This window comes from Desulfuromonas sp. TF, from assembly GCF_000472285.1.
GTDB lineage: Bacteria > Desulfobacterota > Desulfuromonadia > Desulfuromonadales > ATBO01 > ATBO01.
The window spans coordinates 152,650-173,952 of sequence record NZ_KI421412.1; the positions used below are offsets into that span (position 1 = coordinate 152,650).

Below are 21,303 nucleotides of genomic sequence, written 5' to 3' on the forward strand. Positions count from 1 at the left end.
GGCTCTGATCTTTTGAATTTACAAAAAAGGGCAGCCCGCGAAGGCTGCCCTTTTGATCTGCTGCGAGTGATGGTTCGAACTTACACCCTCGGTCCCGCCTGGGTGAAGTTGAAGTCGTCGCCGCCGGCGGTGTATTTCTTGAAGTTCTCCATGAACATCCCGGCCAGCTTGTTGGCGGTGGCGTCGAAGGACTCCTTGTCGGCCCAGGCGTTGCGAGGATTGAGGATGGCGCTGTCGACTCCGGGCAGGCTCTTGGGGATCCGCAGGCGGAACCAGCGGGTTTCTTCGAATTCGACTGCATTGATGCTGCCGTCGAGAATGGCATTGACGCACGCGCGGGTCGCCTTGATGCTCATGCGCTTGCCGACTCCGTGGCCGCCGCCTGTCCATCCGGTGTTGACCAGGTAGGCGTTGACGCCGTGCTTCTCCATTTTCTCGCCGAGCAGCTTCGCATAGGCGGTGGGGGGCAGCGGCAGGAACGCTTCGCCGAAGCATGCCGAAAAGGTCGCCGTCGGCTCCGTGACACCGCGCTCGGTGCCGGCGACCTTGGCGGTGTAGCCGGAGAGAAAGTAGTACATCGCCTGCTCTTTAGTCAGCTTGGAGACCGGCGGAAGCACGCCGAAGGCGTCGCAGGTGAGAAAGATAATGTTCGTGGGGTGGTCGGCCTTGAGGGACGGCTCGTGGTTCTCGATGTGCTCGATGGGATAGGAGACGCGGGTATTCTCGGTCTTGGACTGGTCGTCGAAGTCGATCACCCCGTCCTCGTCGGCGACGACATTCTCCAGCAGGGCGTTGCGACGGATGGCCGAATAGATTTCCGGCTCGCTTTCGGCGGACAGGTTGATGCATTTGGCATAGCACCCCCCCTCGAAGTTGAAGATGCCGTCATCGTCCCAGCCGTGCTCGTCGTCGCCGATGAGCTTGCGGGCGGCGTCGGTGGAGAGGGTGGTCTTTCCCGTCCCGGAGAGGCCGAAGAAGAGACAGACGTCCCCGTCCTTGCCGACGTTGGCCGAGCAGTGCATGGAGAGGATGCCCTGCAGGGGGAGCCAGTAGTTCATCATGGTGAAGATCCCCTTCTTCATCTCCCCGCCGTACCAGGTGCCGCCGATGATGGCGACATTTTTCTCGATGTTGAAGATGATGAAGACCTCGGAGTTGAGGCCGTGGCGTTCCCAGTTTTTATTCGGCAGATTGCTGGCTTTGTAGACGGTGAAGTCGGGAGCGAAGGCGGCCTGATCTTCGGCGCCGGGAGAGATGAACATGTTCTTCACGAAATGAGATTGCCAGGCGAATTCGGTGACGAAGCGGACAGATTTGCGGGTTTTTTCATTTGCGCCGCAGAAGCCGTCGGTCACGTAGAGATCCTTGCCGGAAAGATATTCCGTAACTTCGGCGAAGAGTTCATCAAAGATCTCGGGAGCAACCGGCTGGTTGATTTTACCCCAGGCGATGTTCCTGAAGGAGGGGAGTTGATGGACAAAGTACTTGTCCTTGGGCGAGCGGCCGGTGAATTTACCAGTGTCCACCATCATGGTGCCGTTTTCCGAGACGCTGCCTTCGGCATTTCTGCTCTCATGCTCGAAGAGCTCGTCATAGCCCAGATTGTGGAAAATTGTCCCGACGCTTTTCAGGCCCAAAGCTTCGGCGTCAATTGATTTTTCCTTGTCTCCCATAGCTGTCGACTCCTGCATTTTTGCTCCCTATCGTTTGTCTTCTTCCACCCGGGTCCAAGGCCGGCATATCTGGCCGGCCTCACCATTCACTCTCATTCGCGGTCGGCCAACCCGCCCGCTTCAAATTTTATATTCGCCCATAATGACTGTTTCCGGCCGTTTTTGCCCCTCCGGCACTGATAAGTAATAAGCCGAAAACTCGTCTACCGGCAGGGCATTCCCGCTCGATGCGCCGGCAAGACTGCGGATTAATGCAAGAACCGGGTCATCATCAAGTCTCAAACGTCGTATTATTATCAAATTTAACTTCAATAAAAAAGAAAAAAAGTTTAAATAAAAATGTGCGGTTTGCAAAAAGGAAAAGGCAAAAAGTGGTGTTCGGCTAACGTTTTATGAGTATTTAATTTTTCCTCATGGGCGAATTCGAATATATGCGACCAGTTGCCAGATCTGTTCATCGGTGAAATGCGGCCCCCAGGCGGGCATGATCGAGCCGCGCGAGAGATAGGGCTCGACCGTCTTGCCCTTGGCGATCCGCCAGAAAAGGTAGGCGGGATCAACCGACCGATAACGGATCGCCTCGAAGGTGGAGGCTGGGGAGTTGAATTCGGCACTCAGGCTGCGCCCCTCCTCCAGAGTTCCATGACATAGAACGCAGTGCTCCCGGAAAAGCTCCCGTCCCGCTTCCACATTGATCTGCATTTGCAGGAAGTCCTCCGGGGGCGTGCGCTCGGGGTAGGAGATCGACTCGCCGCAGGCGGTCAACAGCAGCAGCAAGGAAAGCAGTAATGGTGTCCGCTTCATTCTTATCTCCAGCCTGCCGGCGTGCCGCCAAGAGAAAAGGGGCCGCCTCCAAACGACCCCCACCACTATACCAAAATGGATTAAAATTGCTCAGGCGGATGTCGCAAATCAACCCCCCAGGCGCGCAGCTCTTCAAGGACCCCCGCCAGGACTTTATCCGTGGCGGCAGTTACCGCTGGAGTGAGATCCAGTCCCATTTCAACCGTACCCGGCTGCACTCCCCATACGACAAGTTCGGACGGAAGGTGACCCTGCAGCTCGGCGACCGCCAGCAGGTCCTGAACCCCCATCTGATGCACGGAAAGTTTGCTCGCAAAGGCCCGCGGGACTTCTTCCCCCTCGAGGCGAAAGACAGCTCCCGGCTCGGCGTCCATCTCGAGAGCGTCGATAATGAGCAGGCGATCGATCCCCTCCAGCCGCGGGAGGAGGTCAAGACCGAGGGTGCCGCCGTCAAGAACGGCAACCCCGGAAGAAAAACGGAAGCGCGTTTGCAGCATTTCGGCCATTCTTGAGCCGAAACCATCGTCGGACATCAATGCGTTGCCGAGGCCAAGGACCAGGATGCTCAATGCAGATCCTCCGGTTCAACGAACTTGTACCCCCCGAAGATGCTGCTCAGGGTGCCGTTCTTCTCCTTGACATCCATCAGCCAGGAACTGTAGACGTGATGGATGGAAAAGCCGATGAGCAGCCACATGATGATATGGTGGGTCAGCCGCATACTCTGTGCCCCGAAAGCGACCAGCAGGGGTCCAAAGACCGTGGCCCAGAAACCACCCGGAGCGAACTGGCCGTAAAGGACAAAGCCCGTGACGATCTGCAGAAGGAAAAGAGCAAAGATCACCAGGTAAGCCATGGCCGCCAGCGCATTGTGTCCCACCACATCGGGGGTCTTTTTTTCCAGAAAGGTATAGAACTTGAAGGTTTCGATCATCCCTTTTCTTCCCTCCCGCGAAGCCCATGGAAAAAACACCCTCCAGGAGGCATATCTGTTGCCCATGAATGCCCAGATGATCCGGACGATCACCGAGACCGTGAAGAGATAGGCAAAGACGAAGTGAATGAAGCGGTTCCACCCCATGATGTACTGTGCCGTTTCGGTGGCGGTATAGAAGGGATGGCCGATGTAGAAGCCCGTCACCGACAGAACCGTGATGGAGAGGACATTGATCCAGTGCGTCAGCCTGACCGGCCATTCCCACACATAGCGTATCTCGAGCATGACAACCTCCAAGGGAGCGGGACGCGGGACGCGGGATGCGGAACGCGAAGAGCTTGCTCCTCGTACCGCGTCCCTCGTCCCGCGCCCCGGTTTACAGCGCCCTGACCTTTATGATCTCCGTCCTCTTGCCGTCGAGCACGTGCACCGCGCAGGCAAGGCAGGGATCGAAGGAGTGGATGGTGCGCAGGATCTCCAGCGGCTGGTGTTCATCGGCAATAGGGGTGCCGATAAGCGCCGCCTCATAAGGGCCCATCTGCCCCATGGGATCGCGGGGACCGGCGTTCCAGGTCGAGGGAACAACCGCCTGGAAATTGGCGATGGTGCCGTTCTCGATGCGGATCCAGTGGCCGAGCGCCCCGCGCGGCGCTTCGTGGTAGCCGAATCCCCGGGACTCCTTCGGCCAGGTGGAGGGGTCCCAGAATTCGCTGTTGTGCACTTCGAGAATGCCCCGGCCCATGTTGTCCGCGAGCTGCTTCAGCCATATTTCATTCTTCTGAGCCAGGAGGAGCGTTTCGATCCCCCTGGCGGCGGTGCGGCCGAGGGTGGAAAAGAGCGCCTCGGGGCCGACCCCCAACTTGCCAAGGACGAAATTGACCGTGTCCTGAACTTCCTTGTGCCCTCCCGCATAAGCCACAACCATACGGGCCAGCGGCCCGACTTCCATCGGCTGATCCATATAGCGGGGAGCTTTGACCCAGGAATATTTCTCCTCGGTGTTGAGGAACTCATAGGGAGGTTTGGGGCCGGTGTACTTGTGATTGGTCTCGCCATCGTAGGGGTGCAGGCCCTTGTCGTCGCCGCCGGAGTAGGTGTACCAGGATTTGGTGACGTACTCGGCGATCCTGGTCTCATCCATCTCCATGACATTGGAGATGTCCTTGCCCATGATCACGCCCCGGGGAAAGTAGAAGCTTTCCGGGCCGCCGCTGTTGTCCATGGGGAAATCGCCATAGGTAAGGAAGTTCCCCACGCCGCCGCCGATGCCGGCCCATTCCTTGTAGAAGGAAGCCACCGCCAGCAGATCCGGGATGTAGACCTGCTCGACGAAGCCCCGTGCTTTCTTCAGCAGCTTGCCGATGTAGGCAACCTTGTCGGCGTTGATGGCGTTCTGGCTGTCGGGATCGACCGGAATCGACATTCCGCCGACCAGGAAGGTCTGGGGATGGGGATTCTTCGAGCCTAGGATGGCGTGGATCTTGATGATGTCCTTCTGCCACTCGAGAGCCTCCAGATAGTGGGCCACCGCCATCAGATTGGCTTCGGGCGGAAGGCGGTAGGCGCTGTGACCCCAGTAGGCGTTCTGGAAGGGGCCGAGGCGGCCGGTTCCGACGAAGGCGGCGATACGGTCCTTGATCCCCTGGAAGTAGGCAGTCCCGGAAATCGGCCAGTTGGAGATCGATTGGGCAAGCTGGGCCGTCTTTTTCGGATCGGCCTGAAGAGCGCTGGTGATGTCGACCCAGTCGAGGGCGTGGAGGTGATAGAAGTGGATCACGTGATCCTGGACGTTCTGAATTCCCATGATCAGGTTGCGGATGAGGCGGGCATTGTCCGGAATCCGGATTTTGAGAGCGTCCTCCACGCAGCGGATGCTGGCCATGGAATGAACGGTGGTGCAGACCCCGCAGAAGCGCTGGGTGAAGTGATGGGCGTCACGGGGATCGCGTCCCTTCAGGATCGTTTCGATACCGCGGAAGGCGGTCGAAGAGCTCCAGGCGTCGACGATCTTGCCCCCCTCGACCTGGGCCTCTATGCGCAGGTGCCCCTCGATACGGGTTACCGGATCAACAGCAATTTTCTTGGCCATCGTTTATTCCTCCTTTTTCACCTTATCGGATTCATCACCCTTGCGGAGAGCGCTGATCACCCCATGGGCGCCGAAGGCCACGGCGGTTGCTGCAGCCAGCCCGATGCCGATCTTGTCGACGGTCGCTTCGATTCCGAAACCGGGGACCTTCGGCAGACGCCGGTAGAAGGGAGTCATGGCGTCCCAGAACTGCGGTTCGGAGCAGCCGATGCAGCCGTGACCGGCCATGACCGGCCAGCTCACCCCTTCGTTGTAGCGCACCGTCGGACAGTTGTGGAAGGTTTCCGGGCCCTTGCAGCCGAGCTTGTACAGGCAATACCCCTTCCGATGACCCGGATCGCCGAATTTTTCCGCATACTGCCCCGCGTCGAAGTGGGAGCGGCGTTCGCAGTTGTCGTGAATCCGCTTGCCGTAGGCGAAAAGAGGACGGTTCAAACCATCGACCGCGGGAAGCTTTCCGAAGGTGATGAAGTGGACGATCGCCGCAGTGAGGTTTTCTGCGTTGAGCGGGCAGCCCGGCAGGTTGAGCACGGTGGCGCCGGGGACGGCCTTCCGCACCCCCACCGCCCCGGTCGGGTTCGGAGCGGCGGCGGGAATATTGCCGAAGGTGGCGCAGCTGCCCACGGCGATCGTAACAGCCGCATTGCCGCAGACCTTCCTGGCGATGTTTAGAGCGCTCTCGCCGCCGATGGTGCAGTAGACGCCGCCGTCCTTCATCGGTATCGACCCCTCCACCACGGCGATGTATTTTCCCTTGTACTTCTCGATGGCCTCGTTCTTGGCCTGCTCCGCCTGGTGGCCCGCGGCGGCCATGATCACCTCGGCATATTCGATGGAGAGATGATCCAGAATCAGCTCCGCCGCCGTGGGCGCGTTGGCGCGCAGCAGGGCCTCCGAGTCGCCGCTGCAGCTCTGGAATTCCAGCCAGATGACCGGCGGCCGGTTGTCGGCTTCCAGCGCTTCGGCGATCTTCGGAATGAAACTGACGGGAAGAGCCAGGGTGGCAGCCATGGTCGAACAGAATTTCATGAACTCGCGGCGGCCGACTCCCCTCTCCTCCCATCTCTGAAGCATCTCCTCCGGCAGGGAGACCGGTTCCGGGGTGTTTTCATTTTTCATGGACTCTCCTCCTTTCCAGTTTCAACCGATTGCAGAACGCCTTTCCTTATATTTGCCATTTATAAGTAGATCTGGCTTCGTTAAATTTATTTATATAACAAAGTTTTATTACCTTGTCTGCATGCTGTCAAGCAAATATCCGGGTCCATGCGTATTCCGTCACAATCAACAGCTCACCCTTTAAACATTATGAAATTTTTAAAAACTATATGTCTTCCTGTCCCTTTAACAACCGAGCGCCTTCTTTTTTTCCGACCCATCTAAAAACTTGTCTGCAGACCTGATGTTCGCCTTCAACGGGGCTCGCGAGGTCGCCCCGGACCCACGCCTTGTGCCGAAAGAGAAATGGTATACTGAAACCAGGAGATACCGAGAAAGGAGGAATTTTATGCCAAACAAGGGCATTCACGGAAGTCAGGTCAGCGATAGAAAAGGGCGTAAATTCGAAAGCGAGACCGACCAGAAGCGGGGCCGCAACCGGCGCAATCTCGATCCTTACGTCATGGACGAAGGACGGCCGGAACCTGCGGTATGCATCCGATGTCACGCCGTTTACAAGAACAAGCACTGGTATTTCGAGGAAAACGAATTCAAATATCTCCGGGAAAACCGTGAGGCCGTCGAGACCGCCTGCCCCGCCTGCCAGAAGATCACCCAGTCCTACCCCGAGGGCGTAGTCACCCTTCGCGGCGATTATCTCTGGCATCACGAGGAGGAGATTCGCAACATCCTGAAGAACGAGGAGAACAAGGCGATGGCCAAGAACCCCCTGGAGCGCATCATGCGTATGGAGCGCGAAGGGGACAACCTGGTCATTGAAACGACCGAGGAAAAGCTGGCCGAGCATCTGGGGCGGGCATTGAACAAGGCGCACCAGGGAGAACTCAAGATAGACTGGAGCGATGAGCATTCTCTCTGTCGGGTGACTTGGGAACGATCGGCCTGACAGCATATGGAGAAGAGCGGAGGGGGACGGATACCACGGATCTCATCCGCTGTTGTGGAAGGCGCATGGGGAGATACCGCATTCTGGAACATACCGCCGATATGGGGATCGAAGCCGCCGGAGAGACTCTGGATGAGCTTCTGGTCCAGGCGGCCCGGGGAATGATGGAGATCATCAGTGGGGCCGAGGCGCTCCCCCATGAGGAGAGAAGTGTCGAAATCACGGCCGGCGAGGGAGAAGAACTCCTGGTGAACTGGCTGAACGAAATCCTCTTTCTCTTCGATTCCGGGGGCTTCTTTCCTGCCGAATTCGTCATCGAACAGGCAACGGAAAACCGGATAAGGGCCCGGATCCTCGGGGAGCCCTTCGACCCGGATCGGCACCCCATCGATCGGGAGATCAAGGCCGCGACCTATCACCAGCTCCGGCTCGAGCATGGGGAGAAGGGATGGCTGGCCCGAGTCTATCTCGATTTGTGATTGGGAAGGAAGCATATGAGCATCACGGTGGAGAAAATTGACGCCTGCCGCTGGCGCATTCCCCGCACGGGGAAAATGCGCGCCGAAGGGCTTGTCTTTGCCTCCGAGGCGCTGATGCGGGTCCTGCAGCGCGAGGAGCAGCAAGCCCTGGAGCAGGTGCGGAATGTGGCCACCCTCCCGGGGCTCGTCGGTCCCTCCATCGCCATGCCGGATATCCACTGGGGGTACGGCTTCCCCATCGGCGGGGTGGCCGCCTTCGACCTGGAAGAGGGGGTCGTCTCTCCCGGAGGCGTCGGCTACGATATCAACTGCGGGGTACGTCTGTTGCGGTCCGCCCTGTCGGCGGCCGAGATCCGTCCCCGCCTCAAGGAACTGGCCGATGCTCTCTTCCGCAACGTCCCCTCAGGGGTCGGTTCCCAGCGGCGGGACCTGAAGCTCTCCTCCCAGGCGGAAAGGCAGGTCCTGAAAAAAGGCGCCCGCTGGGCCGTGGAACAGGGTTTCGGCAGCGAGGAGGACTTGCGGCACATCGAAGAGGGTGGCGCCATCCCCGGCGCAGAACTGGAGTTCGTCTCGGATCGGGCTCTCGAGCGGGGCCGAACGCAGCTGGGCACTCTCGGCTCCGGCAACCATTTTCTCGAGGTGCAGCAGGTCGAAAGAATCCACGACCAGGAGGCCGCCGAGGCCCTTGGACTCCACGAAGGGCAGCTCACGGTCACCATTCACACCGGCAGCAGGGGGCTCGGGCACCAGGTCTGCGACGACTATCTGCGGGTCATGCTGCAGGCCAGCCGCAAATACGGAATAGAGCTCCCCGACCGTCAGCTCTGCTGCGCTCCGCTGAGGAGCCCTGAGGCCACCCAGTACATGGGCGCCATGGCCTGCGCCGCCAATTTCGCCTTCGCCAACCGCCAGCTGATCACCTCCTGGGTGCGGGAATCCTTCGAACAGGTCCTCGGCCTCGGCCCCTCCGATCTGCGCCTTTCGGTCATTTACGACGTCTGCCACAACATCGCCAAATGGGAGACCCACAGGTTCCAGGGGAAGGAGCGGCGCCTTTGCGTCCACCGCAAGGGAGCCACCCGGGCCTTCCCCCCTGGGCACCCGGAAACCCCCGAAGCGTACAGGAATGTGGGGCAGCCGGTGCTCATCCCCGGAGACATGGGCCGCTATTCCTATGTCCTGGTCGGGACCAGCGGCGCTTTCGATGAGACGTTCGGCTCCACCTGTCACGGAGCCGGACGGGTGCTCTCCCGCCACGCCGCGAAGAAACAGGCCAGGGGACGCAACATCGAAGCGGAACTAGCCGCCCAGGGGATCCTCATCCGCGCCGCAGGCCGTGCCACGGTGGCCGAGGAGATATCCGAGGCGTACAAGGACGTCATGGAAGTGGTGGGAGTGGTGCAGCAGGCGGGGATAGGCAAAATAGTGGCACGGCTGAGACCGATGGCGGTTATCAAAGGCTAGAGGACAGATGACGGAGGACGGAGAAGCGCCCGACTTCTTCCGTCCTCCGTCCTCTGCAGTCCTCAGGAGGTTCCATGAAAGTTTTCCTCACCGGCGGCACCGGGTTCGTGGGAAGTGAAGTGCTGCGGCAACTGGTCGTGGCGGGACACACGGTGCGCTGCCTCGTCCGGCCGGGTTCGGAAAAAAAACTCGCCGTCCATCAGGGAGTGCAGATCCATCCGGGAGACGCCACCGAGCCGGACACCCTGGAAGAGGCCCTTGACGGGTGCGATGCGGTCATTCACCTTGTGGGGATCATTCGTGAGTTTCCAGGCCGCGGCATCACCTTCGAAAAGCTGCACTTCGAGGCCACCCGCAACGTGGCGGCGGAGGCCGAGATCCAGCGGGTGAAGCGGTTCGTGCATATGAGCGCCAACGGCACCCGTGAGAAAGCCGTCTCTTCCTATCACCGGACCAAGTGGCGAGCCGAGGAGACCGTACGGAAATCTTCCCTGTCCTGGACCATCTTCCGTCCCAGCCTCATCTTCGGCCCCGGGGACGCCTTCGTCAACATGCTGGCCGACATGATGCGCAAGCTGCCTGTCATGCCTGTCATAGGCGACGGCCGCTACCGGATGAGTCCGGTGGCGGTGGAGGACGTCGCCGCCTCCTTCGTCAGATCTCTTGCCTTGCCGGAGACCATCGGCAGGACCTTTCACTGCTGCGGTCCGGTGAGCTACAGCTACAACGAGGTGCTCGATCTGATCGGCGAGGCTCTCGGGAAAAACCGGGTGTCCAAAGTTCATCAACCTGTCGGCCTGATGAAACCGGTCGTCTCCCTGCTCGAAAACTTCTCCGCCTTCCCCCTCACCACCAGCCAGATGACCATGCTGCTGGAGGGGAACGAATGCGACCCGAAGGAGTGGGCGGAGGTCTTCGGAATCGCGCCGAAGTCGTTTCCGCAGGGGATACGAAGCTATCTGAAACCTTGATGCTGCGCCTGCGCCTGATAGAATCGAAACCGATCCGGAAAGAGTTCCTGCAATGGTATGGATTCTAATCTCCGTCGTTTCTGAAGCTCTTTAATGGCACCTCGCCTGACATGCTCCAGCAGATCCGGATTAGATGGAAATGGTAACTTGCTGTTGACGTGATAAACTATCAGCATTCTTGCGTTGATTGCTGCCTTGTCCGGAGGGATCATGTCTCTGACCGTTGTATTGGCCGACCCTCATCCCATTTTTCTGCTTGGCATAGAACATTTATTTTCATCCGAGCCTGATCTGCAGGTGGTCGCACGCTGCAATACCGCCGGCGATACCCTCAAGACTGTGCGCAGCCATCGCCCCGACCTGCTGGTTCTCGACGTTCACTTCCCGGACCGAAGCGGTCTGCAGCTCATTCGCGAGTTGAAAGGGTATTCCCTGCCCACCCGCTCCATCCTTCTTACATCCATAATAGACGACACGCTGGCCCTGGAAGCCCTGCGCCTGGGGGTACCGGGTGTGGTGCTGAAAACCATGCCGCCCCACCTGCTGCCCCAATGTCTGCGCAAGGTGGCTGCCGGCGGCCAGTGGCTGGAAAAAGAGTCGGTCGGCCACGCCGTTGAAAAGATGCTGCGGCGGGAAGCCGGGGCCCGCCGGCTCGCCAACATCCTCACGCCCCGAGAGATCGAGACCGTGCACCTGGTCGCCAAAGGACAGAGCAACCGGGAGATCGCCGATAAGTTGGGACTACGCGAAGGAACGGTGAAAATCCACCTTCACAACGTTTACAAGAAGCTCGGGATCGAAAACCGGGTGGATTTGACCCTGTATGCTCAGAAGAGAGGGCTGGTGTGAAATGCCGTGGCTAGAAAAAAGGCCGCTCCTGCTTCGGAGCGGCCTGACCGGGTCATATTGCCGGCGGCTGCCGTCCTAGATCACTTGGAGTTCCCTTGGACGGTCACCATGAAGGGAAGTTGCACCGGCGCCGGATTCGGGCCAGCCAACCACAGGTAGGTGCCGGAAGAACATGAAGAAGAGGCGGTTTCCAACACCGCCGCAAGAAAGTCGAAGGTGCCGTCCTCAGGCAAGGCGGTTGTCACATTCGAACCGATGCGCATGTGCACCGTGGCCAGAAATGTCTGACCGGCCGGTACCGTCACATTCCCCAGGCAGAGCTGCTGCCCCTGCGGTGTCCCGGTGCCAAAAGAACCGAGGCTGGTGGTCGGCTCCTCGTAAATGCCCGTAGTCTGGTAGGTGAAGACCGCGTTGCCGGGGTTCCCTGCCGGGCTGGTTTCGAATCTGCTGTCAAGTGCGATCTGCAGGTCAAAGGTCTGGGCATCGCTGCAGTTGTTGGCAATCAAGATGTTGTCGGAAAGCTGCGGAGGATTAGTATTTTGGATGTTGCCGTTTTTCACCTTAACCTCAATGGGGGCGGAGGCCGTCGCTGTGGCGAGCATCCTGGTGAAGTCCTGATCGGTAATAAAGTCAACCACCTTCAGGCAGGCGGTCGGATGCAACAGGATAACCTTGACCACGATCGTGGTGATGGTATCGAGATGGGCATTGTTGCCGCTTCCGGGGCTGGCTTCCAGCTGCAATACGCCGGTCAAGGTCGTCTCGTCGTCGTCCGGGGCCCCCGAAGGGATGGTCACTGTAACGCCCGTCGAACCCACCGCCCCCGGCCCGTTCACACCGAAGCTGGGGGTAGCCGGGGTCAATTCCAGGCTGGCATCCCCGCTCTGTTTCTGGGTGAGATTCAGGGTAAGAGGGTAAGCCGTTTCAGGGTTGCCGGACCTTGCCGCGATGTCAAGATTGAGATCAAAGCTGTTGAAAAATCCCGTAGTGAATGCCAATGCGTTCACCGTGTAGACAACATGAATCGTCCCATTTGCCAAACCGTTGGGGGTGACTATAGCGTCGGGTTCGGTCACCTCCGCCCTTACCATATCCTTTGCCCATCCCACTCCGCACCAGCCGGCCATCAGTAACACCAACGCCAGAATTGTGATCATTCCCTTTCTTCTCATCTTTGCCTCCTTTTTGATAATGACCCTTCCAAACCCGCGTCCCGTGAACAACAAGGTTCCTCGTCCCTTTTCAAATCCATATCCCTCTCTCCGGCCTTTCACCGGCGACCTGTCTCCTCCCGCAACTCAAGCGGCGCTCTGAAAATCGCTGATGCTGGCCGCCACGCCCACCCTTTCCCCAACCTCTTCCACCCGCACCACCTTCCCCTGGCAGCGGAGATGCACAGGCTCTCCGGGGAAGACATAATCGAGTTCCAGGATGAGGCTGATGGGCATGCCCGGTGAAAACGGCTGCTCGGTGAAGAAGTAGACTCCGGACTGGCTGACATCCCGGGTAACGCCGGATCCCGGATCCAGATGCACCGGCACTTCTATCCGAATCCGCTTCGCACTTCTCTTTGTCTCAAACATTTTCATCTCTCCATCCTATGTATTCCAAAGTCTAAAACCTTCTGTCGAAAAGAAAATTAATCCGAGGATAAAGCTTTATATAACTTTAGATTCAGATTTGCTTGGAAAGTGATTCGCGTGACAGCGGGCAAAATGGCGAAAACGCGCATCTCGTGTGCCCCTTGCGTGAAGTTGAATTGCGCTGAAGATTTAGGTCAAAAGATGGAGGGTGAAACGGGAGGAGTCGGTAGTCGCCCCTGGTGCATATTCTGGCGATTCACGAAACGCGATTAAGCGGAGCGAGACAGAATACCACATGGTGGTGTGCGGATTATCCTGATGGTGGGGACCGGAATCCATCTTTCGGATGGCAGAAGAAGGCAAGGGTGAGGCATTAAAACCTCACCCTTCTCATTCCATTTTTTTTGCTCCTAAGTGGGGGAAGCCCTTAAGGGAGCCGCCCTTTGCCTGCCACCCCAACCCTGCCGGCTGCACGATCCCTCGTCATCAACCTCAAACGCCGGCCTCTTCGCCGGCGGCTATCCCTTCGAGGGACGCCGCCCCCCCTCTACCCCCAGATAAAGGCGGAAAAAATCAGAAAGGCCAGAAGAAGCCCCGTAAACAGGGCGAGAAACCCGAATCCCTTGAGGATGAAATCGTAAAGGATGCCGCTTGATTTGCGGACCCGGAAGTTCTCGGTCACGCCGAGCTCCTCGTACCTTCTCCACTGCTCGCCGCGCTCCAGAATGAGTTCCTCCTTGGAAATCTCGCCATTGAAGATGACGAAATCCATGGGGAATTTCTCCGGGCGCCCGTGGGTGTTGAAGAAGTGAACCGTGAAGATGAAGCCGGTGGCCAGCAGGGCCTCGTCCGAATGGATGATCGTCGCCACGTTCAGAAGCCATCCGGGAAGAAAACGGCAGAAGAACTCGGGAAACCACAGCAGCAGCCCGGATCCTCCAATGGCGAACATCCCCCAGAAAACCGCGAAGAAATCAAACTTCTCCCAGTAGGTCCAGCGCTCGAACTGAGGCTTGGGTCCCCGGAACAGAAACCACCGGATCATGCCGCGGACGTCCCGCAAGTCCTTGGTGTTGGGCATGAGGCTGTCGGGACCGAAAAGCCGCTGCAGCCAGTTGCCCGGGATGTCCCGACGGATGAACAGAAATTGAAAGCTCATGGCGAGAGCGACGAAAAAATAATAGAAGGTGAGGACCGCGCACGCTCGGTGGAGAAGGCCGGCATTCTGAACGCCGCCGTAAAAAGACATCATGGCCCGAGCCCAGGAGTGCTCGCTGAATTTGAGGGGAAGACCGGTCAGTGAGAGGCCGAGAAAGCTGACGATGACGATCAGATGCAGGACGATATGGCGCTTTCGAAATCGGCGATAGGCCTTGTGCCCGTCCGGCAGGGGCTTGATCTTCCCCTCCGCGAGTTCGACTGCCCGATGCCTGTTTTCCACAAAGCCCCGGAACATCCAGAAGAGAGTATGGAACCAGAAGACGGCGAAAACCGCCACGACCAGTGCCGTCATCAGGACAAACGTCCAGAAAAGAACAGGATAGTTCCGACGGTCACTATGGTCGCCGTGTACGTAGAATTCCGTAAACCGGGTCGTGACCTCCGAATGGCACTGGCGGCAGGTTTCAACCAGGTTATCCGGGTTGATGCTGGAGTCGGGATCGTCTTCGGGCAGAATGTTGTGGGCGGAATGGCAGTCGACGCAGCCGGCCACCTGCCGCCCGGATCCGAGGCGATAGCTCTTGCCGTGATAGCTTTCAAAATACGTGTCCACCGCCATGGGGAATACCCCGTTGCGCTCCATCATCTCCCCGTCGCCATGACAATCGAGACAGACCCGGGTGTGAAACAGTCGGAATTGTTCGGTGTCCGGGGCCTCCAGCGGCTTTATTTCATGGAGATTGTGGCAGTCGTGGCAGGCCGCCGAATCGGGATTCCCCTCCCGGACCGCCTTCCCGTGAACCGACGCCTCGTATCGCTCAGCGTCATGGCATCCTCCGCAAACTTCCACCACCCTGCCCTTTGCGCCGTCCCACGGGCGCATTTCATGGATGTCGGCATGACAGGCCGAGCAGCCGATGTCGCTGAGCATGTGCACGCTGGCATAATGTGCGGCGGACTCGTCCTTGTGGCAGCGGGCGCAGCGGACAGGTTTGATCTCGATTTCTCCCGCAAGGTGCTTGCCCAGATCCGTGATTTCCACATGGCAGCTGGTGCAGGCGTTCGGGCTGTGAACAGAACGGGCGAAGGCGTCCGAATCAATGGAATCGGCATGACATTCGAGACATTGCATCGGATCGACAGCGAGGGTCGAAGCGGCCCCGGCAACGGTGGAATGGGACAGGGCGACGATCAGGAACAGCATCAATCGGTTAGCCGTACGCATCATCTCTCCATTCGTTCGGGTCACCCTCTTCGAGGAGCTCAATTTGTCCCGCGGCACCCCTCGGTGAGGCGTCATTCGGCAGGTCGACCAGTATAAAAAATTATCATGAAGTCGGATACTGTCAAACCTTGCTCCGGCACGAAGGCGGCACCTTGTTCGCCGCCTCTCCTGTGCTAATCTGGACATGAGAGAGTTTTCGTGGGAAACCGAGAAAGGAGAATACAATGGGCGCAAGCGAACAGGTAGCCTTCAACATCAATGCGGAACTCTATGAGAACGATTTCGGAGAACTGGCGGTCAAGGTCCCGGGAGAGAAGGCATTCCGCAATATCGGCCTGGAAGAAGGCGCTCGTTTCCAGAAAGATATCTTTTCGCTGCTGGAAGAGAACAGGCGTCCGGTCGGATGGTCGGAAATGCCTTCCCACGAACTCTCCGGGGGAAAATGGCGATGCGTCGCCCGGCTTGGCTATCTGAACGGCGACCCCTCCCGTCCTGCGGTCGAATTCGAGAGCGGCCGTGAGGAACTTGGCTCTCAGGCGAAATCTTATCTCACGGACGCCGGTCCCGGCTGAACCATACAACAGGGAGAGAGTTGTACCCATCAAGGCGTTGGTCGTTGACACTCTCTTCGGCAGCACATAAAATGACCTCCTTTGGCCAAAGGGGGGATTTTTGAAACAGAAGACGATCTATACCTGCCAGCAGTGCGGCTATCAGAGTCCCAAGTGGCTGGGAAAGTGTCCCGACTGCCAGAAATGGAACACCCTGGCCGAGGAGGCCATCGTGTTGACCCGGGGGAAAGGCCGCTCACCTGTTCCGGCCGGGAAGCCCCAGCGTCTGCATGAAGTGGCGGGAACTGAGGAGGACCGCATACGCTGCGGCATTGCGGAATTCGATCGGGTCCTGGGAGGCGGAGTGGTCCCCGGCTCCTTCGCCCTGATCGGAGGCGATCCGGGGATCGGCAAATCGACTCTCCTTCTTCAGAGTATTGCGCGCCTGGCGGAATCCGCACCGGCCCTCTACGTCACCGCCGAAGAGTCGACCCGGCAGGTCAAGCTGCGCGCCGAACGACTGGGGGTTGCGGCAAAGGATCTGTTTCTGCTGGCCGAAACTTCCCTGGAAGCGATTCTCGAGAGGGTGCGTGAACTAGGACCCGGGTTCCTGGTGGTCGACTCCATTCAGACCATATTCACCTCAGCCCTCGAATCGGCCCCGGGAAGCGTCAGCCAGGTGCGTGAATGCGCCGGACGGCTGATGCAGGTGGCCAAGGGGGACGGCATTCCCACCTTCATCGTCGGCCACGTCACCAAGGACGGATCCATCGCCGGGCCGCGCATGCTCGAACACATGGTCGATACCGTCCTCTATTTCGAAGGGGATGCGGGTCATCCCTATCGCATCCTGAGGGCGGTGAAGAACCGCTTCGGCTCCACAAACGAGATCGGCGTCTTCGAGATGAAGGAGAGCGGACTGGCCGAAGTCGCCAACCCCTCGGAGCTCTTCCTCGCCGAGCGCCCCGAAGGAGCGGCCGGCAGCGCCGTCGTCTCCTCGCTGGAGGGGAGCCGTCCGATCCTGGTGGAACTGCAGGCGCTGGTCTCCGGCTCCTCTTTCGGAACGCCGCGGCGCACCACCATCGGGATCGATCACAACCGGGTTTCCCTGCTGGTGGCCGTGCTCGAGAAGAAAGTCGGTCTATCGCTGCTGTCTCAGGACGTTTTCCTTAATGTCGCCGGCGGGGTGCGTCTCGACGAACCGGCCGCCGATCTCGGGGTGATCGCCGCCCTGGCTTCCAGCCATCTCAATCGGCCGTTGCCGCCGCGGACCATCGTTTTCGGCGAGGTCGGTCTGGCCGGGGAGGTGCGCGCCGTCTCCCGCCCCGAATTGCGCATCAATGAAGCGGCCCGCCTCGGATTCGACCGCTGCCTGCTCCCTGCCGGCAACCTCAAGAACCTTGAGCCGCCTCCCGGAATCGCGCTGGTCGGCGTCCGCAGCGCCGAAGAGGCGCTGGAAGGAATGTTCGAGTAGGATCGGGATCGGACGACCTCTATGATTCCTGCTCCCATACCTCAAAGGTTTTCATTCTGGAGAGAGATAATGAGCACAGACAAGCTGACGCATTTCGACAGTGAAGGAAAGGCCATCATGGTTGAGGTGGGGGAGAAGTCCGCCACCCGTCGGATCGCCGTGGCCCGGGGAGAGGTGCGCATGAAGGAGGAAACGCTTCGGCGCATCCTGGACCGCTCCGTGGAGAAGGGCGATGTTTTCGCCGTGGCGCGCATCGCAGGAATCATGGCAGCCAAGAAGACGCCGGAGATTATCCCCCTGTGCCATCCTCTGGCCCTGACGTCGGCGGCCGTCGAATTCCATCCTTTTCCCGGGGAGGGACGGGTCGAGGTCGAGGCGACGGTCAAGGTCACCGGAACCACCGGGGTCGAAATGGAGGCCCTCTGCGCGGTTTCTGCTGCGGCCCTGACCATCTATGACATGTGCAAGGCGGTGGACAAGGGAATGGTCATCGGTGAAATCCGACTGCTCGAAAAGCACGGCGGCAAAAGCGGCACCTATCTTCGCCAGGAATGATGGCCCCCCCCAGGGGTTGCATCGCGTTTTTTTTCTGGTAGAATTCCCGCCGGGTTGCGAATGCGGCCTTTGAAAGGAGTACCGTGAACGTACTGCAGACATTCTCGATCCGCAAGTCTTTCCTGATCCCGCTGGGTCTGCTGCTGGCCCAGTGCGTGATCCTTTTCATTCTCTGCCTGGTGCAGGGACAGCCGCTGGCAAAAACCCTCATTCTGGGCTTTATCATCCTTCCGGTGGCGGTCCTTTTTGCGGAGAGCTTCAATCGGCGAACGGTGGTCAACAACGAAAAGGTGACCGTTTTTAAATTCCTCCGGCGGAAGATGCTCAAGTTTTCCGAGATAACCGCGGTGGAGACGGTGATGGTGCGAAAGCGAGCCTTTCTGACCCTCTGCGCCGGGGATGATTTCCTCATCCTTTCTAATGCCTACGCCGATTTTCCCGCCATGGTAGATGCCCTGCTTTCGCGGGTGCCGCCGGATACGGTGAGCGAAGAAACGAAGAAGTTGGCGGCAGCCCCGCCGACAAAGAGCACCGACATCGTTTCGTGCTGGCTTGGGGTGCTGCTGCTGGCTTTCATCCTCTATATCCAACTGGGCGGAAGACTCTGAAGGAACTCTCAAAAGACCCATTTACGTTGACTTTTAGGCCAATCTCCTTTAAATTGACCTAATTCTCAAATCACAAGGGAGTCCCGCATGGATAAGGCAAAGCTCGAGGAATTCCAGAAGATTCTCCAGGGACAACTGGATGAGTTATTGCGCGAGGCCGGAAAAACCGTTTCTGAAATGACGGACGAAAAAAGCAACTTTCCCGATCCGACGGACAGGGCTTCTCTCGAATCGGACCGGAATTTCGAGCTGCGAATCAGGGACCGGGAACGAAAGCTGATCATGAAGATCCGGGAAGCGCTGGAGAGGATAGAAAACGGCGAATTTGGAATCTGTGAGAGCTGCGAAGAAATGATCGGCGAAGCCCGCTTGAAAGCCCGCCCCGTAACCACTCTCTGCATCGACTGCAAAACCGAACAGGAGCGTCAGGAGAAGATCGGCTGAACAGAGCGCGATGCCGGAGCCAGCTATGAGCCGCGATCCTTTTGAAGTGCTGCACAGCGTCGTCCGTATCGCGAATCAGATGGCATTCGACTACCCGCGCGGTTTCAAAAGCATTCTGCGCTACCTGCGCAGAGCCCTTGGACTTGAAGAAGCCGTCTTTCTGCTCCTCGACAGCCGGAAACAGATTTTTTCACAATCCGTCCAAGCTACCGGCACCGATCTGTTTCTTCCCCGCCACACGCCCTGCGAAAATACCCCCGAAGGGACCTCCCTGAAACGCCATAAACCCCTGCGGTCCGGGTCCTGTCTCCATCTACCTGTCTACAATCAAAGCCGTGACTTCGGGGTTCTGTCCCTCCGGACCACTCCCGCCTCTCCTTTATCCGAAGGCTCGCAGCCCGTTCTTCAGGGAGTCTGCGATCAGCTCGCCTCCATGGTCCAGTATGGCCTGATCTCCGGAGAGGAGCGGCGACGGGTGACGCAGTTGACCCTGCTTTCCGACCTGGGCCGGGAGCTGACGAGAGCGCAGACCCTGAGGGAGCTCATGCAGGTGGCCGTCCGCACCATCCACAAACATTTCGAGGTCGACTGCGTCATCCTCCGTCCGGTGCACGGAGAAACTCTCCTCGGGCGCAGCCTGATTCGGATCAGCCCGTCTTCGCGAGGACTGCGCCGCGTATTCCTGGATCTTGAAGAAGAACTTTCGGTTCAGGTGCTCAGCGAAGGCAGGCCGGTTTACCGCCAGGGTTCCACCAGAGGCAGGGAAGCCTCTCCAGCTTCCAGCATGACCCTGGTGACTGTTCCCCTCAAGATCCAGGATCAGGTGCTGGGCACCCTGTCCCTCTTCGGCACCGAAGACGCAAAGGGCATACCACTTGCTGCCGACCGGGAAGCAAGGAGACTTTGCGCCTCGGTCGGTTCGCTTGTGGCGCATGCCCTGGAGCGGGTGATCGGCAAGGAACGGCTGACGTCCCTCTCGGCGGACAACGACCGCAAACTTCGCGAGACCACCCTTCTATATCGAACCTCCAGGGCAATGCATAGTACGTTGCGCCTGAATGAGCTGATGCACCTCATCCTGTCGGCGGCGGCTTTGCCGGAGGGGGGCGGTTTTGAAAGGGCCATGCTCTTCATGATCAATGAGAGGAGCGGCACCCTGCAGGGGATGCTGGGTGTCACCGCAAAAACGGCCGCCCTCGTTCTGCCCCCGCAGCAGGGCTCTCTTACGTGGGAGAGTCCCGAATTCGGTGAGGACATCCGGATCGCTCAGAGCCGCTCCCGTTTCTGCCGTCAGGTGATGAGGCAGCGTCTGCCTTTCAACCCCGCGGACAATGCGCTGGCACGGGCCGCCTTCCAAGAGAGGGTTCTCCTGGTCACCCGTCCGGCGTCAGAGCCTCCTTCCGGGGCGGCTCTGGCCGAGGAACTGCAACTGGCCCCCTATGCCTGCGCGCCAATGCTGGGGAGGGACAGGGCTTTGGGGGTGCTGGTGGTGGACAATCCGGATTCGGAGGAAGAGATCGCCGCGGACCGGCTGCGTTTTCTGGAGCTTTTCGCGAGTCTGGCAGGCGCAGCCATGGAAAACTCCATGCTGCTGAATCGACTTGAAACAGCCCATCAGGATCTGAGGGAAACCCAGGAAAAGCTGATTCAGGGGGAAAAGATGGCTGGACTCGGGGAAATGGCGGCCTCGGTGGCCCACGAGCTCAGAAATCCCCTGGTGGCCATCGGGGGATTTGCCCAGCGACTGAACCGGCTTGCCACCGGCAGCAGGGAGCGCGAGTATTCTTCGATCGTCGTGCGGGAGGTGCGCCGCATGGAAGAAATGCTCGCCAACATCCTTGCCTTTTCCAAAAAGCAGATGCTCTGCGTCGCGCCCTGCGATGTTGTCGACATCATCGAGGAGGCCCTCTCCCTGGAGGCCGATGCCCTCAACCGCAGGGCGATCCGGCTGGTGACCGACATCGCCAAGGACTTGCCGCCGATCCGGGGGGACGAACAGAAACTGCGTCAGGTCATGATCAATCTGATCGCCAACTCACTGCAAGTGATGCCCGCGGGCGGAACGCTCACCCTTCGGGCCTACCCGGATGCACTGCGGGGCGACAAGGCCGTCGCCGTGGAAGTGGAAGACACAGGCGGTGGAATTTCCGCCGAAATCATGCGCAACATCTTCAATCCCTTCTTTACGACCAAGGATGAAGGCACAGGGCTGGGGCTCTCCATCTCCCACCGGATAATTGAACACCATGGCGGCGAAATCGAGGTGCAGAATCGGGAAAGGGGCGCCCTTTTCATCCTTCGCCTTCCCGTCGATACTCTCCGGCACCTTTCCGTTGACAAAAAGAGACTGTTTGGTTAATGTAAGCCGCAT

The 21,303-nt window shown here is 59.0% G+C and carries 20 protein-coding genes; 11 read left to right on the forward strand and 9 right to left on the reverse strand.

Translation table 11 applies throughout. The annotated features are described in order from the left end of the window. Positions 1–80: 80 nt before the first annotated feature. From pckA to DTF_RS0100755, 6 genes are all read right to left on the reverse strand, one after another. Positions 81–1,673 (reverse strand): phosphoenolpyruvate carboxykinase (ATP), encoded by a 1,593-nt coding sequence (gene pckA / locus DTF_RS0100730; RefSeq protein ID WP_027713777.1) that lies wholly within the window; start codon positions 1,671–1,673, stop codon positions 81–83. 411 nt (positions 1,674–2,084) lie between these two features. Then, on the reverse strand, positions 2,085–2,477 hold the full coding sequence (locus tag DTF_RS0100735; protein ID WP_027713778.1) for a cytochrome c: 393 nt from the start codon (positions 2,475–2,477) through the stop codon (positions 2,085–2,087). 80 nt (positions 2,478–2,557) lie between these two features. Further along, entirely contained in the window at positions 2,558–3,046 is a 489-nt protein-coding gene (locus DTF_RS0100740) for a HyaD/HybD family hydrogenase maturation endopeptidase (RefSeq protein ID WP_027713779.1), read from the reverse strand. Next, a complete protein-coding gene (gene cybH / locus DTF_RS0100745; RefSeq protein ID WP_027713780.1) occupies positions 3,043–3,699 on the reverse strand; it encodes a Ni/Fe-hydrogenase, b-type cytochrome subunit in 657 nt (218 codons plus the stop codon). The genes DTF_RS0100740 and cybH overlap by 4 nt, the downstream gene beginning before the upstream one ends. A 91-nt stretch (positions 3,700–3,790) precedes the next feature. After that, positions 3,791–5,503, reverse strand: coding sequence for a nickel-dependent hydrogenase large subunit (locus DTF_RS0100750; RefSeq protein WP_027713781.1), 1,713 nt, complete (start codon positions 5,501–5,503; stop codon positions 3,791–3,793). Between the two features lie 3 nt (positions 5,504–5,506). After that, positions 5,507–6,622 carry a hydrogenase small subunit gene (locus DTF_RS0100755; protein ID WP_027713782.1) on the reverse strand — a complete coding sequence of 372 codons (1,116 nt, stop codon included), beginning with the start codon at positions 6,620–6,622 and terminating at the stop codon, positions 5,507–5,509. Between the two features lie 388 nt (positions 6,623–7,010). Here DTF_RS0100755 and DTF_RS0100760 point away from each other — a divergent pair, with 388 nt between their 5' ends. The 5 genes from DTF_RS0100760 to DTF_RS0100780 all read left to right on the forward strand — a co-directional run bounded on the left by DTF_RS0100760 (position 7,011) and on the right by DTF_RS0100780 (position 11,331). Then, on the forward strand, positions 7,011–7,568 hold the full coding sequence (locus DTF_RS0100760) for a BCAM0308 family protein (RefSeq protein ID WP_027713783.1): 558 nt from the start codon (positions 7,011–7,013) through the stop codon (positions 7,566–7,568). A 65-nt stretch (positions 7,569–7,633) separates the two neighbouring features. Beyond that, the gene (locus tag DTF_RS0100765; protein WP_035055083.1) at positions 7,634–8,047 is read left to right on the forward strand and encodes an archease; all 414 of its coding nucleotides are present in this window, start codon (positions 7,634–7,636) and stop codon (positions 8,045–8,047) included. A gap of 15 nt (positions 8,048–8,062) precedes the next feature. After that, complete coding sequence (locus DTF_RS0100770) at positions 8,063–9,511, forward strand: RtcB family protein (RefSeq protein WP_027713785.1); 1,449 nt, start codon at positions 8,063–8,065, stop codon at positions 9,509–9,511. Positions 9,512–9,585: 74 nt separating this feature from the next. Continuing rightward, positions 9,586–10,482: a complex I NDUFA9 subunit family protein gene (locus DTF_RS0100775; RefSeq protein ID WP_027713786.1), complete on the forward strand. Its 897-nt coding sequence runs from the start codon at positions 9,586–9,588 to the stop codon at positions 10,480–10,482. A gap of 210 nt (positions 10,483–10,692) precedes the next feature. Further along, a complete protein-coding gene (locus DTF_RS0100780; protein ID WP_035055086.1) occupies positions 10,693–11,331 on the forward strand; it encodes a response regulator transcription factor in 639 nt (212 codons plus the stop codon). Positions 11,332–11,411: 80 nt separating this feature from the next. On the opposite strand, the gene DTF_RS0100785 is transcribed toward DTF_RS0100780, so the two are convergent. The 3 genes from DTF_RS0100785 to DTF_RS0100795 all read right to left on the reverse strand — a co-directional run bounded on the left by DTF_RS0100785 (position 11,412) and on the right by DTF_RS0100795 (position 15,303). Further along, the gene (locus tag DTF_RS0100785; RefSeq protein ID WP_155890633.1) at positions 11,412–12,503 is read right to left on the reverse strand and encodes a hypothetical protein; all 1,092 of its coding nucleotides are present in this window, start codon (positions 12,501–12,503) and stop codon (positions 11,412–11,414) included. A 126-nt stretch (positions 12,504–12,629) separates the two neighbouring features. Beyond that, positions 12,630–12,914 (reverse strand): PilZ domain-containing protein, encoded by a 285-nt coding sequence (locus DTF_RS21150; protein ID WP_051360614.1) that lies wholly within the window; start codon positions 12,912–12,914, stop codon positions 12,630–12,632. Positions 12,915–13,461: 547 nt separating this feature from the next. Beyond that, positions 13,462–15,303 carry a cytochrome c gene (locus tag DTF_RS0100795; RefSeq protein WP_027713789.1) on the reverse strand — a complete coding sequence of 614 codons (1,842 nt, stop codon included), beginning with the start codon at positions 15,301–15,303 and terminating at the stop codon, positions 13,462–13,464. A 221-nt stretch (positions 15,304–15,524) separates the two neighbouring features. On the opposite strand from DTF_RS0100795, the gene DTF_RS0100800 reads away from it, so the two are divergent. From DTF_RS0100800 to DTF_RS24955, 6 genes are all read left to right on the forward strand, one after another. Next, positions 15,525–15,872: a hypothetical protein gene (locus DTF_RS0100800; protein ID WP_027713790.1), complete on the forward strand. Its 348-nt coding sequence runs from the start codon at positions 15,525–15,527 to the stop codon at positions 15,870–15,872. Between the two features lie 100 nt (positions 15,873–15,972). Next, a complete protein-coding gene (radA, locus tag DTF_RS0100805) occupies positions 15,973–17,325 on the forward strand; it encodes a DNA repair protein RadA (protein WP_027713791.1) in 1,353 nt (450 codons plus the stop codon). A 69-nt stretch (positions 17,326–17,394) separates the two neighbouring features. Continuing rightward, on the forward strand, positions 17,395–17,880 hold the full coding sequence (moaC, locus tag DTF_RS0100810) for a cyclic pyranopterin monophosphate synthase MoaC (RefSeq protein WP_035055091.1): 486 nt from the start codon (positions 17,395–17,397) through the stop codon (positions 17,878–17,880). An 83-nt stretch (positions 17,881–17,963) separates the two neighbouring features. Continuing rightward, entirely contained in the window at positions 17,964–18,488 is a 525-nt protein-coding gene (locus DTF_RS0100815; protein WP_027713793.1) for a hypothetical protein, read from the forward strand. 87 nt (positions 18,489–18,575) lie between these two features. Then, positions 18,576–18,932, forward strand: a complete 357-nt coding sequence (gene dksA, locus DTF_RS0100820) for an RNA polymerase-binding protein DksA (RefSeq protein ID WP_027713794.1) — start codon at positions 18,576–18,578, stop codon at positions 18,930–18,932. A 25-nt stretch (positions 18,933–18,957) separates the two neighbouring features. Continuing rightward, a complete protein-coding gene (locus DTF_RS24955) occupies positions 18,958–21,291 on the forward strand; it encodes an ATP-binding protein (protein ID WP_051360616.1) in 2,334 nt (777 codons plus the stop codon). Positions 21,292–21,303 lie beyond the last annotated feature (12 nt).